This is a genomic window from Dokdonia sp. (assembly GCF_039945015.1).
Taxonomy (GTDB): domain Bacteria; phylum Bacteroidota; class Bacteroidia; order Flavobacteriales; family Flavobacteriaceae; genus Dokdonia.
The window spans coordinates 392,199-408,071 of record NZ_JBDUXP010000021.1 but is presented as its reverse complement, the minus strand read 5'-3'; the positions used below and the strand labels follow the sequence as shown (position 1 = coordinate 408,071).

Genomic DNA, 15,873 nt, shown 5'->3' with positions numbered 1-15,873 from the left:
CCAAAACTTCCTCTTCTTTTACTGCTTTGAAAGTTTAATTCTTGAAGGTGCTGTCCCAAAACCACAATTGCCATCAAATCCTAAATACCCTTCTACAAACCATAATTCAAAAACAGTATCATCATTTGGATCTATTGTAGCATTTACACTATCTGGACCTAATAAAATGGCTGGATCTATACCGCAAAACCCTATTTTACTAGATAGCAAATCTTTACTAAAAACAGTTTCATCACACACAATCGTAAATCGAAAAATACGCGGAAACTCTTCTTCTATAGATAGTCGATGACGTAAACGCATCTCACGTACATTAGTAGAGTGTCCTTTATAAACTTCTACAAGTTGAGTCTCTCCAAAGGTTTCTCCCAAAGGCCCGTCTAGCACGCTTTCTAATAAGTAAGTCCCTGTAAATAAGTCTTCAGGTATAGGCTCTATAACATTAATCGTATAACAAAAAGGAGAACTCCAAAAATCATCTGCTGCAAGAATTTTAGAACTCGACTGCCCTGTTGTAAATGATCTCCCATCGGTTAATTTCTGATTGATTCTTACCTCAAATTGATCTTTACAAGACATATCTGCCATAGTTAGACCAAACACACTTAAAGCTTCTTCAAAAGAAACACTAAGAGGACTTACTGGTTTTCCAAATTGTCCTATCTCAAAAACATCTCTTTCTAATGTCTTTAATAAAACCTCATTAGATGGTAATGCTCCATCTTTCTTATAGGTAAGGTAAACTTCTATAGCATCTAGCAATGATCCATTTTGTTCATCATGTGCCTCAAGTTCTACTCTAAAAATATCAGAAGGATTATTAATAGAGAAATCTGCATTTACCGTTTCTGTAGTACGAACATATGCACCAATCTCTCTTCCTTCGGTTGCTACTTCAATTGTTTTTTCATCATTAGAGCACGATACAATAAGTGCAGAAATAAACAGATACAGTATACAAGTGCGTGGTTGGTTATATAACATAATTATTGTTTTGAAAATTTTACAATGGCTTCATGAGATCCAAAACCGCATCCACCATCAAAACCTAAATATCCTTCTAATACATGCATTGTAAAAACAGTATCGTCAGAAGAATTAGCAAGCCCATTGGTCTCTGATGGTCCAAGAAGAATTATCGGATCTCGAGAAGTACAAGCAGAACGGTAACTACTGAATTGATTTTTTTGAAAAATAATCTCGTCGCAAGCAACAGTAAATTCAAACGTTCTAAAACGTTCTCCTCCTCTATGCCCATTTGCATAAAAACCATCAAATACACGAGTATTGGTGCTATGCCCTTTTCTTATTTCAAACAAAGCAATAATTGCAGAAAAGTCTTCTTCTAGCTCTGTAAATACAGGAACATCTAATCGCGCACTATTGACAAGACTCTCCATATCATATACCCCTGTAAAAACATCTTCTGCTATAGGTTCGACTACATTAATCGTATAACAAAAAGGAGAACTAAAAAATGTATCAAATGCTATAATATTAGAACTACTATCACCAAAAGAAAAAGAACGTCCATCTGTTAATTTAAGATCTAATCTTACAAGAAATTGATCTTTACAAGCTATTAAGCTCTCTGCAACGCCCGTTGCATCTATTGCTTCTTGATATGAGATACTAAGATTTGTAGTAGGAAAACCATTAGCTCCTATAGTAAAATCAGATTTTGTAAAAGTTTTATGTAAGACCTCTTGTGTTGAGGCATTTCCCGAAGTAAGTGTATTATCTAGGAATCGAATATACACATCGACTTCTTCAAGTAAATTCCCATCTTCTAAATCTTGTTCTTCTATATCAACATTAAATGTAGACGTAAGATCTCCTGGATGGAACTCTGCATAATTTACGGCAAGTGTACGTATGACTGCTCCGTGTTCAATATCATTTAAGACAATTTCTATTGGTTTCTCGTCAGAGGAGCAATTAACACACAGAAAAGCGATTATTAATAAGTATAAGTGTTTCATTGGTTGGTTTTAGATATGACCAATGTAAAAACTACTCTTTTATAAATCGTTGCAACCGATAAAGGTTACCTTTTTATAAATTAATCCCCGTTAGAAGGTAACCTGTCTTTCACATACTCAATTTCTGACTTACCGTGTGGTTTTGCTTTCCCATCTTCATCAAGTCCTACCATAACAATACGTTCTATAGTAATAATAACTTCTCGAGTCATTTTATTACGTACCTCGCAACGTAATGTTAATGAAGCCGTTCCAAACTTTGCGACTTCCAGTCCAATCTCTATAATGTCCCCTTTTTTTGCGCTTGCGCGAAAATCAATCTCACTCATATACTTTGTAACTGTACGGGGGTTTTCCAATTGAATAATCGCATACAAAGCTGCCTCTTCATCTATCCATTCTAAAAGACGTCCACCAAAAAGAGTTCCATTAGGGTTTAAGTCTTCTGGTTTGATCCATTTTCTAGTATGAAAATTCATAGTATTACTTTTAAGTTTGATACAAATTTAATCTACTATTGATCAGTAACACCTACAATACCATATCAAATTCTTATAGTGTTATATACGCTTTCGCGAAAGCGGACTTATACAAGATACCAAAGTACTGTAGAAACGACTAATCCGACCAATGCTATTAACGTAGTCATGACCGTCCAAGAACGAAATGTCTCCTTTTCTGTTAATCCAAGGTATTGTTTTACAAGCCAAAAGCCGCTATCATTTACATGAGAAAACACTGTCGCCCCAGAAGCAATAGCAATCACCAAAACAGCAAGCTGTGGAGCACTTGTATCCGAAAGACCTAATAAAGGAGCTGTAATCCCTGCTGCCGTAATCATAGCCACCGTAGCCGATCCCTGTAATACTCTCACAATAGCTGCTACTACAAATCCAAAAACAACGGGAGGAAAAAAGTCTCCACTTAATGCTTCGGCTATCATTTTACCCGCACCGGTATCTATAAGTATTTGTTTGAAAGCACCACCAGCTCCTGTGAGTAGTATAATAACCCCAGCTGGATATAATGACTTTGTAGAGATATCTAGTAATTGTTGTTTGGTAAATCCTTTCTGAATACCTAAAAAATACCAAGCAACCATATTTGCAATAATAAGTGCTACAAAAGGATGTCCCAATAACCCAGCAGTATACGTAACCCATTCTGGAAGTGTTCCTTCTCCAAAAAGCGGACTCCCAAGTACTGTATTACACACAATTAAGAAAATAGGAATTGCTATAATAAGTAAAATCGTCCCCGCCGAAGGAGCATTTTCAGGAATATCTGTCGTCGTTACCATATCTTCTGGAGTCAGGATATGCATTGTTTTTGACAATCGTTTTGCAAGTAATGGTCCAGCAATAATAGCAGCTGGTAATCCAGCTAAAAACCCAAAAATGATAACATATCCTAGATCTGCACCAAGAATATCGGCTACAGCTATAGGTCCTGGCGTAGGAGGAATAAAAGTATGTGTAATAGCAAGTCCTGCTAATAACGGAATTGCATATAAGAGTAACGATTTTCCTGTTTGTTTTTGCAAGGCATAGATTAACGGTACTAGAATAATAAAGGCTACATCAAAAAACACGGGAATCGCTACAAAGAATCCAGTAAGCATCACTGCCCAAGGTGCTCTTTGTACTCCAAATAGTTTTAACATAGATTGTGCTAATTGCTGCGCACCTCCAGATCGTTCTAAAATAGCTCCAAATAATGCCCCTAGCCCTACCACAGTAGCAACAAAACCGAGAGTTCCTCCCATACCATTCTTAACACTCTCCAAGATTATTTTAGGCTCCATTCCAGCGATAACACCCACAACAATACAGGTAATTAATAAAGCAATAAACGCTTGAAGTTTTAACCGAAGGATTAAAAACAATAAGACGCTTATCCCTATGAATACTGCTGCTAGTAACTGTATGTCCATCGTAAATATCTAAAATTAGTTATAAGAAATTTACTCCCAAATAGTATGAAAGCTTCCTTCTTTATCTTTTCGTTCATAGGTATGTGCACCAAAAAAATCACGCTGTGCTTGTATCATATTTGCTGCCGAATTTCCTTGAACAAGGGCATTAAAATAATTGATTGCAGCATTAAAAACGGGTATTGCAGCACCAGCTCCCACAGCTTGTTGCACCAATAGTTTTAATGTTGTTTGTCCTTTTACTATTTGTGGTATTACACTTTCGTGAAATAATATATTGTCATCAAAATCTTTTAATACATAAATCAATTGCTCCATCAGTTTAGAACGTATAATACATCCGTTGGTCCAGATACGAGCAATCTCAGAAAGATGTAAATTCCAATCATAATGAGAAGATGCTTTACGCAAGGTCTCAAATCCTATAGCATGATTGATAACTCTTGCCGTTTGATATGCTTGTCTTATCGTTTCTATATTTAACTCTATAATCTTTTTATGTTGGGTTTTATATAATTTCTCTCCTTTAAGACGTTGGTCTTTCTCTGATGATATAATCCTTGCAAGTACCGCTTGGGCAATCGTATCAAAGGGAGCACCTATTTCTAGTGCTGCAGTTGTGCTCCAACTACCGGTACCCTTTTGTTTTGCCTTATCTAAAATCAGATCTATGAGTGGTTGCCCATCTTCTGTTTTACGAACAATTTTTGAAGATATCTCCAGTAAATAACTATTCTCGCTTCCTGAATTCCAAGTATCAAAAATAGTTGCTATTTCTTCTAAAGAAAGATTGCAATATGAACGCATGATATCATATATTTCGGCTATAAGCTGCATCTCTGCATATTCTATTCCGTTATGAATCATTTTTACAAAGTGTCCAGAACCTCCTGACCCCACTTTTGCACAGCAGGCATTTCCTTTACGATCTCGTGCAGCAATGGCTTCTAAAAAAGAGCCTACTTCTGTGTATCCTATATCTGTCCCTCCAGGCATAATGGAAGGTCCTTTAAGTGCTCCTTCTTCCCCACCAGAAACTCCTACTCCAAGAAAATGAATTCCTTTTTCTTTTAATTCTTTTACGCGACGTTCTGTATCTATATAATGACTATTCCCTCCATCCATAATCACATCTCCATCAGACAGGTGTGGTAGTAATGCTTCTACAACAGCATCGACTGCTGGGCCAGCATTGACCATCAAAAATATTTTTCGCGGAAGCGTAAGAGAAGTAACAAATGTTTCGATATTGTCAAACCCTTTACAATTTTTTAACTCTGGAAATGTATTTACAAAATCTGCAGCAACATTTTCTTCTATACCTTCAACGTGTCTATTATACACTGATAAACGTATATCATGATTTGCAAAATTTCGCGAAAGCGACTTCCCCATAACTCCAAGTCCTATAAGTCCTAATTGAGGTTTATTCTCTTCTTTAATTGCGTTCATAATTGACTGTAATATCATCTCTTCACTTTGCAAAGCATCGCAAATAATACCTTTTTGAGGCACTTCTAAAGTATCATATTGAGATTGTAATAAGGTAGGATTAAAAAAATGTGCAGCACGAGCAGATAATCGTTCTTGTACGGCATCAAAACTAGCCGAAAGGTAAATGAGTTCTACTTTTGTATGATCTACTAATAATCGTAAACGATATGCTTCTTTAAGTGCAGAACAAGCAAGTACAGCTCCTGTGACTTCCCATTGTGTGTAGTTAGACACAATCGTATCTAGCCATGGCCATCTATCATCATCTTGTAAAGCAATACCAGATGCCATTTTATCTTTATTTGCTTTTGGATGAAAGTCATCTGCATCATAAAAAGGAATATCTAGATGTCTTGCTAAGGCCTTTCCTATAGTAGTTTTTCCAACTCCCGAAACTCCCATAATAATATAGATCATAGGCTTAAAATAAAGTCGGTGTATTAGGTGAAGGTTTTGATAAAGTCTCAGGAATTTTTAAGTCTAATTGTAATGCCTTGTTGAGTTTCTTTATAAAATAAGCAGATAATAAAGGGGATTCTAACTCTACATTCTGATGAATAAAGAAATGTATATTAGTTAATCCTTGATCTATCCATTTTTGAAGCCTAACAATCCAGTCATCTAAGCGTGTATAATCACTTTCATGATTTGCACCTACAAATCGTATAAAGGCTTCATTATTTGTTAATCGCATATGCATAATGTCACGTCTACCAGCCGTGTCCACAAGTACATTTGTCATATTATTTTCTTCAAGCAAATGATATAAACGATCTGCAGTTTGTGGATCATTAAACCAATCTGTATGTCTAAACTCTAATGCAATAGGGACATGGGAAGGCCAATGATTTACAAAATTATCTACGCGATCAAAATTTTTAGGTTGGAAGTTATTATGCATTTGTAAAAAAATAGTACCTAACTTTTCTTTTAATGCTAATGTATGATCAAGGTATTCTGGTATGAATTGTTCTGAGTCTATAAGGCGTTTTAAATGACTTATATTATTTGTGATTTTTGGAAAAAATTTGAATCCATTTGGCGTTTTATCATACCACTTCTCATATTGTGCCTTTGGAAACAATCTATAAAAGGTTGCATTGAGCTCTATACAATTAAACTGACTGGAATAATACCCTAATTCATCTTTAGTCCCACGAGGGTAAAAGTTTTTTAAATCTTGCTTATTCCATTTGGCACACCCTACATATACTTGTAAAGGAGAGCTTTCTTTAGAACTCCGTAAGACTCTTTCTGTATCTATATGATCTTGAGGTAACTCAAAATCTATTGCTGAGGGATCATCAACTTTTCCAAATTTCATATCATGCTATTCTTAAATTATAAAGATAAAAGAATAGGACTTTAAACATAAAATTATAACAGGAAATCTACGATAACGTTAGCGTAAAAATTTTCCAAGATTATATAATAACATCAGATATAGAAATACGATTTCATAAAAATCAAAAAAATATACAAAAAGATGTAACAAAAACAGCACTATATAGTCTTATGGCTAGACATCAAACTTTAATTACACAAATTATACTTTTATGAAAACGATTAAACTATTAGTTGCTGTTCTATTTTTTGCAGTTGCTATCCCTACGCAAGCACAAACTGCAGAAGAAATTGTTGCAAACTATTTTGAGAATACCGGTGGTGAAGAAGCATGGGGCAATTTAGAAGGACTGCAAATAAATGCTGTAGTAAATCAAGGAATAGAAATTCCTGTTACTATTATTGAGATGAAAGATGGTCGTCAAATGATCAAAATAAACTTACAAGGTCAAGAAATTACACAATTAGCTTTTGACGGTGAAGTAGCTTGGACGACAAATTTCCAAACACAACAAGCAGAAAAAGTAGATTCTGAATCTACAGAGAACTTTAAAATATTAGCAGGAAAAAGCTTCCCTACACCATTCTTAGACTATAAAACAAGAGGACACAAAATCGAACTTTTAGGAGAAGAAATCATTGATGGAACAAATACATTTAAGGTTCAGATTACTATGGACCCTGTAAAAATTGACGGAGAGATGGTAGAAAATAAAGCTACTTATTACTTTGAGACTGAAAACTTTGTTCCAATTCAAACATCAACAGAAGTACAACAAGGGCCTACAAAAGGACAAATCTCAAAAGATACGTATAGTGATTATACAGAAGTATTAGGAGAAGGACAGGAAGAAGGAGAAGGATTATACTTTGCATTTGCAAGAACTGTTTTTGGAGGACAAGCTATTGAAATTAAAAGTATAGAGCTGAACCCAAAAGTAACAGACGAAATGTTTGCTTTTCCAACACAGGAATAATATATAAAGATATATAAAACCTCAGTCGTAAAGATTGAGGTTTTTTTATTTCGCTTTAAGCGAAAAGGATAACCAAAATTAATCAATCAGAATTCTCATGAAAACTAAAAACATTTTTTTAGGATGCCTCTTTGCATCCTTTACTTTCCTAGGAAGTGCCCAAGAGATCGTTCTTAAGGGAAAAGAATTATTTGGAGATATTACTGCCAGACAGATTGGACCAGCTCTTATGAGTGGTCGTATCATCGATATGGAAGTACATCCAACTAATGCTCAAATTATATATACTGGTACTGCTGGTGGTGGTGTATGGAAGTCTAATGACGGAGGAGCTACCTATGCTCCTATTTTTGAAGAACATATCCAATCTATAGGACAAGTTGCTATAGATCCAAATGATCCAGATAAAACCATTTGGGTTGGAACTGGAGAAATCTGGACACGTAACTCTGTTTCTATAGGTGATGGTTTATACCGATCTAAAGATGGAGGTGTCAACTGGGATAAAATGGGATTTGATAAATCAGAACGTATTTCTGGTATCGAAATACACCCAGAAAATAGTGATGTTGTCTATGTAGCCGTTTTAGGAGCTTTGTGGAGTGATAGTACAGAACGTGGAATCTATAAAACTACAGACGGAGGAAAGACTTGGAATAACATCTTATATATAGATGAAAAAACAGGAGCTGCCGATTTTATGATGGATCCAAATAACCCAGATGTATTATATGCATCTATGTGGGACCACAGACGTACTGCATGGGATTTTAACTCAGGAGGTACTGGTAGTGGACTTCACAAATCTACAGATGGAGGAAAAACATGGAATAAAATACATAATGGATTTCCAGAAGGAATGTTAGGTCGTATTGGTATTGCTGTTGCACCATCTGACTCTAATCGTATATATGCTGTTATAGAATCAGAAAAGGACAAAGGGTTATACCGCTCTACCGATGCAGGTGCCAATTGGGAAAAAACAAATGGTGATTTTGCATTGACAGTACGCCCATTTTACTTCTCTAGAATTGTAGTAGATCCAAAAGATCCAGATGTAGTAGTAAAAGGTGGTTTAAGTGGTTCTATCTCTAAAGATGGAGGAGAAACTTTTGTTGCCTTAGGTAATATGCACTCAGATATCCACGATATCGTTTTTGATATTAATAATTCTGATATGATGCACGTAGGTACCGATGGAGGAATTTACCGTTCTTGGAATCAAGGGACAACTATGGAAATTGTAAGTAACTTACCATTATCTCAGTTTTATCATATAAGTGTAGATGATGCCGAGCCTTATAGAATTTACGGAGGTTTACAAGACAATGGTTCTTGGTATGGTCCTTCTTCTTCTCCTGGAGGTATAGAAGCTCGTGATTGGGTACGTGTAGGTGTAGGTGATGGTTTTAGAGTATTAAAACACCCTACAAAAGAAGTATTATATTCTGAAATGCAAGGTGCAGACAATGTATGGCGTTATGATATGGAACGTAACTATACAAAAAATGTAAAGCCACTTGCTGTAACTGGATATGATGATTTACGTTTTAATTGGAATGCTCCAATGACCGTAAGTGCACACCAACCAGATCGTTTTTATATGGGAAGTCAATATGTACACGTAAGTGAAGATATGGGAGATACTTGGAATATTATCTCACCAGACTTAACTACAAATGATCCAGCAAAACAACCTACAAAATCTGGAGGATTGTCTAATGATACTTCTGGAGCAGAGAAGCATACAACTATCTTTACGATAGCTGAATCTCCTATGGATGAAAAAGTATTATGGGTAGGAACAGATGATGGTAATGTGCAAATAACTAGAGATGGTGGAAAAAATTGGTCTAATGTAACAGCAAATATTACGGGGCTTCCTGCAAATACGTGGGTATATCATATTGAAGCAAGTGTACACGGAAAAGGAACAGCATATGCTGTGTTTGATGGACATGCGCGTGGTGATATGAAACCATATGTATATAAAACAAAAGATTATGGAGTTACTTGGACGAGTATTGTAACAGATGATATTCCTTTATTTGCTCGTAACATTCAGGAAGATTATGAAAATGAAGATCTTCTCTTTTTAGGAGCAGAAGACGGATTATATATTACTGTAAACGGTGGAAAAAATTGGTCTCATTTTACCAACAATTTTCCCCACACAGCCATTCACTTTCTTGATCTTCAAAAGAAGACAAATGATTTGGTCGCTGGTACGCACGGACGTGGTGTGATCATCCTTGATGATATTAGTACATTACGACAAGTGACGCAAGATGTATTAACAAAAAAAGTACATTTCTTTGATACCAAGACCGGTACTATGGTAGAAGAAGGTGGTTTTGGTGGAGGAAGTACAGAACTTGAATTTGTAGGAAGAAACCCTGGTACATCTTTACAGTTAAAGTACTATTTAAAGAAACGTCATACGTTTGGGAAAATGTCATTAGAAATACAAGATATGGACGGTAATAAAGTTTCTACTCTATCTCCTGGAAAATCTAAAGGAATTAATATTGTAAACTGGAATTACACATCTAAAGCCCCTAAAAATGCAGCTGGTAAAACATTAAGCTTTGGAGCATTCCAACCATTAAGAGCAAAAGCAGGTACTTATAAAGCTGTTATGAAAAAAGGGAAAGACACGTATGAAACTACGTTTACAATACAGAACGATCCTAAATCTTTTATTACAGCAAAAGAGCGTGAAGCACAATATACGACAGCTACTAGCCTATTTAATATACAAGAAGACCTTGCATATATGGTGTATAAAATGGATGGTATGATTACAAGTGGAGAAAAAGCAATAGAAGCAAATCCAAAAGCAAAAAAGGTAGCACAACCACTTATTGACGAGCTTAACGCATTAAAGAACACATTAGTTATTACTTCTGGTGATAATTATGTAGACTCTGCACCGCCTCAACTTAGAGAAAAATTAGGAACATTATACAGTGATGTTGCTGCAAATTTTGAAGCACCAAGTCAAGCACAATTAGAGAACTTCAAACTACTTTCTGATCGATTTGCTAAAGCAAAAGTTGATTTAGAAAAGATTACAAGTAAGCGTTTATCTAAGTTTACAAAGTATATGGATAAAGCTGGTTTACCAGCAATGGACTTAAAAAGTAAAGAAGACTTTTTAAAGTAAGATTATATGCTACATCATTCATAAAATAGAGTGATTCGCACATAAAAATGCCTTGATGCTCGCGTCAAGGCATTTTTTTATGCATTGTATCAAAAAGAAAATGACTTCCAATAAAATACACTTGTTCAAAGATGTGAATGATCTTATGTGCGCTTTCGCGAAAGCGTACTCATATTTTATATCTTTACCATATGCACACTAAAAAAATATATACTGCCCTTGAAATGGCAATATGGACTCGTTTTGAGACCTTTTTATTCATAGTAATTATCACTGCTTGGGTGGCTGCACATTATTTCTTAGAGATCACTTGGTTAAAAATACCTTGGACTCCACTTGCACTTATAGGTACTGCAGTCGCATTTGTTATAGGATTCCAAAACAATGCAGCATATGGAAGAATTTGGGAAGCTCGCAAAATTTGGGGTGGTATCGTAAATACTTCTAGAACATTAGGAATGTATCTTCAAGATATGATTACAAATGAGCATGCGCAAGTACCTATTAAAGAAGAAGAACTACAAAAAGAAATCAAAACACTCACCTATAGACACATTGCATGGATGACCGCTTTGCGTCACGCAATGCGAATGCCAAAACCATGGGAAACAACTTCAAATCATAGAACAAATAAAGAATGGGATATACTTCCTCCCGAAAAAGAATCAACATTAGATAAAGACATTCTTCCGTATATATCTGAATCGGATATGGCATACATCATGAGTAAAAACAATAAGCAAACTGCCTTATTATATTTACAATCTCATCACCTAAAAGCCCTTAAAGGAAAAGGGATTATCTGGGAGTTTTCATTCTTAGAATTAGAAGGTATTATGCAAGAACTTTTTAATTTACAAGGGAAAAGTGAACGTATTAAGAATTTCCCGTACCCGAGGCAATTTGCAACACTTAATCATTTTTTTATGTGGATTTTTGTTCTCTTATTACCACTCGCTCTTGTTCCTCAATTTGCAGAGATTGGGCAAGAAATTATGGGAAAAAGTCCGTTTATTGGAAAATTATTTGTTTGGTTATCTATTCCTTTTTATGTGATTGTAGCTTGGGTTTTTCATACAATGGAAAGAATAGGAAGAACTGGTGAGAATCCTTTTGAAGGAACTGCAAATGATGTTCCTATCTCAACGATAGCAAGGGGAATTGAAATTGACTTACGCCAAAATCTAGGAGAATCTTTAGAAGATATCCCTGAGCAATTTCCTGTAAAGAATCATACCCAGTTCTAAGTAAGTCATTGTTAAGAATTAACTTGCCAGTAATTGGTCTAATGTCTTACGTACACTATCGCTATTCCAATCGGCTGCGCCTTGTTCTTTGATAACGATTTTTCCTGTTTTATCGATGATATAATTGGTAGGGATACTTCGTTCAAAAAGTTGTTCTGGCGTTTGCATTTGTGGTAATACGGCTGGAATATTAAGTTGTTTTCGCTCTAAGAAACGGCGTACTATATCAGGTTGCTCTTGCGTTATCAATATAAAATCTACTTTATTACCATAGTCTGCATATAGTTTTTCTATGCTTGGTAATTCGGCAATACATGGAGGACACCAAGTAGCCCAATAACTTATAAAGGTTACTTTTCCTTGTCCAATTTTTGCGTTACGAGATAGTCCATCTATAGAAGTTACTTGGTATGTAAAAGGTTCTAGCTGGGTTTGGTTTGCTTTCGCGAAAGCGGAAGGAGAAAATAGCTGAACTTTTAGGCTATTTACTGCTACTTGAATAGGTTTTCTAGTCTGTGGGATAATGAGTAAAGCAATGAGCACTAAAAACAAGATGTTTTTAATAGTTAGTTTTTTCCTTTTCATGATTAATTCATTGTTAAGCTAGTACAAGATACGTATTAATCAATTTGCTTCATACGGATCTCTTTCCCATTAAAATCAAGGATATCTACTGCTTTTAATTCATTTAAAATTGTATTAAGTGTAGGTCTAGATGTTCCTATTAATGTGGCTATATCTTTTTGCGTATATGGGTGATTTATAACGGTATCTCCAGTTTCTGGACAACAATGCCCATAATCATCCTCAAGCTCTTTTATAAATTCTATAACGCGTGTTTTGGTGTCTTTAAATAGCAATACTTCAAGACGTCGTTCTAGTTTTTTGAAACGCAGTCCTAAAAACTTATACACCTTAAGGCTAAAGGATTCATTATCTCTCATTAAATTTTGCATAGTCTCAACAGGAACAGGACAAATAGAGGTATTATGATCTATAGATTGTGCAAACTCATTACAGTTTTCTACACCTAGAATGGCTTTTTCCCCAAAGAGTTCTCCCTTGGTTAAAATAGCTTTAATGACTTCTTCACCATTCTCGCCATAATAGCCAAGCTTTACTTTTCCTTTTTCAATAAGGTATACTTTATTTGCCGTGTCTTCTTCTAAGTAGATGTAATCTCTCTTCTTATATTGAGAGAAGGTATGAGATTTTTTAAAGCGTTTGAATTTATGAGGGCAAAGAATCCCAAATACATTTATATCTTCAAGAAACCAAATTTTAGTCATGTGGAGGGAGTAGTTTCAAAATAGGTCGTAACTTTAGGTATATTCTTACAAAAAAAGCTACCCGTTTGGGTAGCTTTTTTATTGTAAACTATATAATTTGAATTAGGCTGCCCCGTTTTCTCTTTTGATTAAGTTTAACGCACTTCCTTCATTATACCAATCAATTTGAGATTGATTATACGTATGATTTACTTTAATAGTATTTTTTGTTCCATCCGCATGAACGATCTCTATCGTTAATGGCTTTTCTGGAGCAAACTCATTAAGATCTACAAAGTTAAAAGTATCATCTTCTTGAATTAAATCATAATCTGCTTCATTTGCAAACGTTAATCCTAGCATACCTTGTTTCTTAAGGTTTGTCTCATGGATACGTGCAAAACTCTTAACGATTACCGCTGCAACTCCTAAGTGACGTGGTTCCATCGCTGCATGTTCTCTTGAAGACCCTTCTCCATAATTATGATCTCCTACAACAATTGTATGGATTCCAGCAGCTTTATAAGCACGTTGTGTATCTGGCACACCTCCATACTCTCCGTCCAGTTGGCTCTTTACAAAGTTGGTCTTTTTATTATATGCATTTACAGCTCCAATAAGACAGTTATTTGAAATATTATCTAAATGCCCTCTAAAACGTAGCCAAGGTCCTGCCATAGAAATATGATCAGTAGTACATTTTCCAAAAGCTTTAATTAATAATTTTGCTCCATTAATCTCATTTCCGATAGGTGTAAATGGTGTTAATAGTTCTAAACGCTCACTGGTAGGGTTTACAGTAATAACAACGCTACTTCCATCCTCTACTGGTGCAATAAATCCATTGTCTTTTACATCGAATCCTTTTGGTGGTAATTCCCATCCAGTAGGCTCCTCAAACATCACTTCTTGTCCTTCTTCATTGATTAAAGAATCTGTAAGAGGGTTAAAGTCTAGACGTCCTGCTATAGCGATAGCTGCAGTAAGTTCTGGAGAGGCTACAAATGCATGAGTATTTGGATTTCCGTCTGCACGTTTTGCAAAGTTTCTATTAAAAGAGTGTACGATGCTATTTTTTGGTGCATTTTTAGGGTCACTATAACGAGCCCATTGACCGATACAAGGTCCGCAAGCATTGGTAAAGATTCTCGCATCTAAGTTTTCAAAAACTTGTAAGATACCATCTCTCTCTGCTGTATAACGTACTTGCTCAGATCCAGGATTAATTCCTAATTCTGCATTCATTTTAATTCCTTTATCTAATGCTTGTTGTGCAATAGACGATGCTCTGGATAAATCTTCATAAGAAGAGTTTGTACAAGATCCTATAAGCCCCCACTCTACTTGTAATGGCCAATCATTTTTTTGTGCTCTATCTGTCATTGCTGTTCCCACAGATGTAGATATGTCTGGGGTAAATGGTCCATTGAGTAATGGGCCTAATTCAGAAAGATTAATTTCGATTACTTGATCAAAATATTGTTCTGGATTTGCGTACACCTCTGCATCGGCAGTAAGGTGTTCTTTTACTTGGTTTGCAGCATCTGCAACATCTGCTCTCTCGGTCGCTCTTAAATAACGCTCCATAGATTCATCATATCCAAAAGTAGATGTTGTTGCACCTATTTCTGCTCCCATATTACAGATTGTTCCTTTACCAGTACAAGACATTGCCGTAGCTCCAGGTCCGAAGTACTCTACAACCGCTCCAGTTCCTCCTTTTGCAGTAAGGATTTCTGCTACTCTAAGAATAACATCTTTTGGTGCTGTCCATCCACTTAGTTTTCCTGTAAGTTTTACTCCGATAAGTTTTGGAAATTTAAGTTCCCAAGCCATTCCAGCCATCACATCTACAGCATCTGCTCCTCCTACTCCTATTGCGATCATTCCTAGACCACCTGCATTTACAGTATGTGAATCTGTACCGATCATCATTCCTCCTGGGAATGCATAGTTTTCTAAAACTACTTGGTGAATAATACCTGCTCCTGGTTTCCAGAAACCGATTCCGTATTTGTTTGATACTGACTCTAAAAAGTCAAAAACTTCTTTACTTACATCATTAGCACGTAATAAATCTTTACCAGCTCCTTCTTTTGCTTGAATTAAGTGATCACAATGTACTGTTGTAGGTACAGCAACTTTGTGTTTACCTGCTTGCATGAATTGTAACAACGCCATTTGTGCTGTAGCATCTTGACAAGCGATTCTATCTGGTGCAAAATCTACATAATCTTCACCTCTTTCAAATGGTTTTGAAGGGGTTCCTTCCCATAAGTGAGAGTATAAAATCTTTTCAGAAAGGGTTAATGGTCTTCCTACAAGATCACGAGCTGTATCTACACGCTCTGCCATTCTTGCGTAGACTCCCTTGATCATTTCTATATCAAATGCCATATGCTTTGGTGTTATTAGGTTATTTATGGGTTAATAATGTGTGTCTCAATCTCGCGAATTTACAA

General features: G+C 35.7%; 12 protein-coding genes. 3 read left to right on the top strand and 9 right to left on the bottom strand.

All coding sequences use genetic code 11. From position 1 onward, the window contains the following. Positions 1-18 precede the first annotated feature (18 nt). From ABJD27_RS17975 to ABJD27_RS17950, 6 genes are all read right to left on the bottom strand, one after another. Complete coding sequence (locus ABJD27_RS17975) at positions 19-984, bottom strand: hypothetical protein (protein ID WP_348164839.1); 966 nt, start codon at positions 982-984, stop codon at positions 19-21. A gap of 2 nt (positions 985-986) precedes the next feature. Continuing rightward, positions 987-1,982, bottom strand: coding sequence for a hypothetical protein (locus ABJD27_RS17970; protein WP_348164837.1), 996 nt, complete (start codon positions 1,980-1,982; stop codon positions 987-989). Between the two features lie 80 nt (positions 1,983-2,062). Beyond that, on the bottom strand, positions 2,063-2,461 hold the full coding sequence (locus ABJD27_RS17965; RefSeq protein ID WP_348164834.1) for a hotdog domain-containing protein: 399 nt from the start codon (positions 2,459-2,461) through the stop codon (positions 2,063-2,065). Between the two features lie 107 nt (positions 2,462-2,568). Then, positions 2,569-3,915: a gluconate:H+ symporter gene (locus ABJD27_RS17960; RefSeq protein ID WP_348164831.1), complete on the bottom strand. Its 1,347-nt coding sequence runs from the start codon at positions 3,913-3,915 to the stop codon at positions 2,569-2,571. 30 nt (positions 3,916-3,945) lie between these two features. Beyond that, complete coding sequence (gene gndA, locus ABJD27_RS17955) at positions 3,946-5,826, bottom strand: NADP-dependent phosphogluconate dehydrogenase (RefSeq protein WP_348164828.1); 1,881 nt, start codon at positions 5,824-5,826, stop codon at positions 3,946-3,948. A 4-nt stretch (positions 5,827-5,830) separates the two neighbouring features. Next, complete coding sequence (locus ABJD27_RS17950; protein WP_348164826.1) at positions 5,831-6,733, bottom strand: DUF72 domain-containing protein; 903 nt, start codon at positions 6,731-6,733, stop codon at positions 5,831-5,833. A 232-nt stretch (positions 6,734-6,965) separates the two neighbouring features. On the opposite strand from ABJD27_RS17950, the gene ABJD27_RS17945 reads away from it, so the two are divergent. The 3 genes from ABJD27_RS17945 to ABJD27_RS17935 all read left to right on the top strand — a co-directional run bounded on the left by ABJD27_RS17945 (position 6,966) and on the right by ABJD27_RS17935 (position 12,143). Next, entirely contained in the window at positions 6,966-7,730 is a 765-nt protein-coding gene (locus ABJD27_RS17945; protein WP_348164823.1) for an outer membrane lipoprotein-sorting protein, read from the top strand. Between the two features lie 97 nt (positions 7,731-7,827). Next, positions 7,828-10,896 carry a hypothetical protein gene (locus tag ABJD27_RS17940; RefSeq protein WP_348202081.1) on the top strand — a complete coding sequence of 1,023 codons (3,069 nt, stop codon included), beginning with the start codon at positions 7,828-7,830 and terminating at the stop codon, positions 10,894-10,896. 191 nt (positions 10,897-11,087) lie between these two features. Then, on the top strand, positions 11,088-12,143 hold the full coding sequence (locus ABJD27_RS17935; RefSeq protein ID WP_348164817.1) for a bestrophin family ion channel: 1,056 nt from the start codon (positions 11,088-11,090) through the stop codon (positions 12,141-12,143). Positions 12,144-12,161: 18 nt separating this feature from the next. Here ABJD27_RS17935 and ABJD27_RS17930 read toward each other — a convergent pair whose 3' ends face one another. The 3 genes from ABJD27_RS17930 to ABJD27_RS17920 form a co-directional block, all read right to left on the bottom strand. Beyond that, a complete protein-coding gene (locus tag ABJD27_RS17930) occupies positions 12,162-12,728 on the bottom strand; it encodes a TlpA family protein disulfide reductase (RefSeq protein WP_348164814.1) in 567 nt (188 codons plus the stop codon). A 35-nt stretch (positions 12,729-12,763) separates the two neighbouring features. After that, positions 12,764-13,432 (bottom strand): Crp/Fnr family transcriptional regulator, encoded by a 669-nt coding sequence (locus tag ABJD27_RS17925; protein WP_348164811.1) that lies wholly within the window; start codon positions 13,430-13,432, stop codon positions 12,764-12,766. Between the two features lie 102 nt (positions 13,433-13,534). Then, the gene (locus ABJD27_RS17920; protein ID WP_348202080.1) at positions 13,535-15,808 is read right to left on the bottom strand and encodes an aconitate hydratase; all 2,274 of its coding nucleotides are present in this window, start codon (positions 15,806-15,808) and stop codon (positions 13,535-13,537) included. Positions 15,809-15,873 lie beyond the last annotated feature (65 nt).

Coding starts and splice junctions, on each gene's coding strand:
- ABJD27_RS17935 (WP_348164817.1), top strand. CDS start 11,088: ATGCACACTAAAAAAATATATACTGCCCTTGAAATGGCAATATGGACT.
- ABJD27_RS17950 (WP_348164826.1), bottom strand. CDS start 6,733: ATGAAATTTGGAAAAGTTGATGATCCCTCAGCAATAGATTTTGAGTTA.
- ABJD27_RS17940 (WP_348202081.1), top strand. CDS start 7,828: ATGAAAACTAAAAACATTTTTTTAGGATGCCTCTTTGCATCCTTTACT.
- ABJD27_RS17945 (WP_348164823.1), top strand. CDS start 6,966: ATGAAAACGATTAAACTATTAGTTGCTGTTCTATTTTTTGCAGTTGCT.
- ABJD27_RS17970 (WP_348164837.1), bottom strand. CDS start 1,982: ATGAAACACTTATACTTATTAATAATCGCTTTTCTGTGTGTTAATTGC.
- ABJD27_RS17965 (WP_348164834.1), bottom strand. CDS start 2,461: ATGAATTTTCATACTAGAAAATGGATCAAACCAGAAGACTTAAACCCT.
- ABJD27_RS17925 (WP_348164811.1), bottom strand. CDS start 13,432: ATGACTAAAATTTGGTTTCTTGAAGATATAAATGTATTTGGGATTCTT.
- gndA (WP_348164828.1), bottom strand. CDS start 5,826: ATGATCTATATTATTATGGGAGTTTCGGGAGTTGGAAAAACTACTATA.
- ABJD27_RS17920 (WP_348202080.1), bottom strand. CDS start 15,808: ATGGCATTTGATATAGAAATGATCAAGGGAGTCTACGCAAGAATGGCA.
- ABJD27_RS17930 (WP_348164814.1), bottom strand. CDS start 12,728: ATGAAAAGGAAAAAACTAACTATTAAAAACATCTTGTTTTTAGTGCTC.
- ABJD27_RS17975 (WP_348164839.1), bottom strand. CDS start 984: ATGTTATATAACCAACCACGCACTTGTATACTGTATCTGTTTATTTCT.
- ABJD27_RS17960 (WP_348164831.1), bottom strand. CDS start 3,915: ATGGACATACAGTTACTAGCAGCAGTATTCATAGGGATAAGCGTCTTA.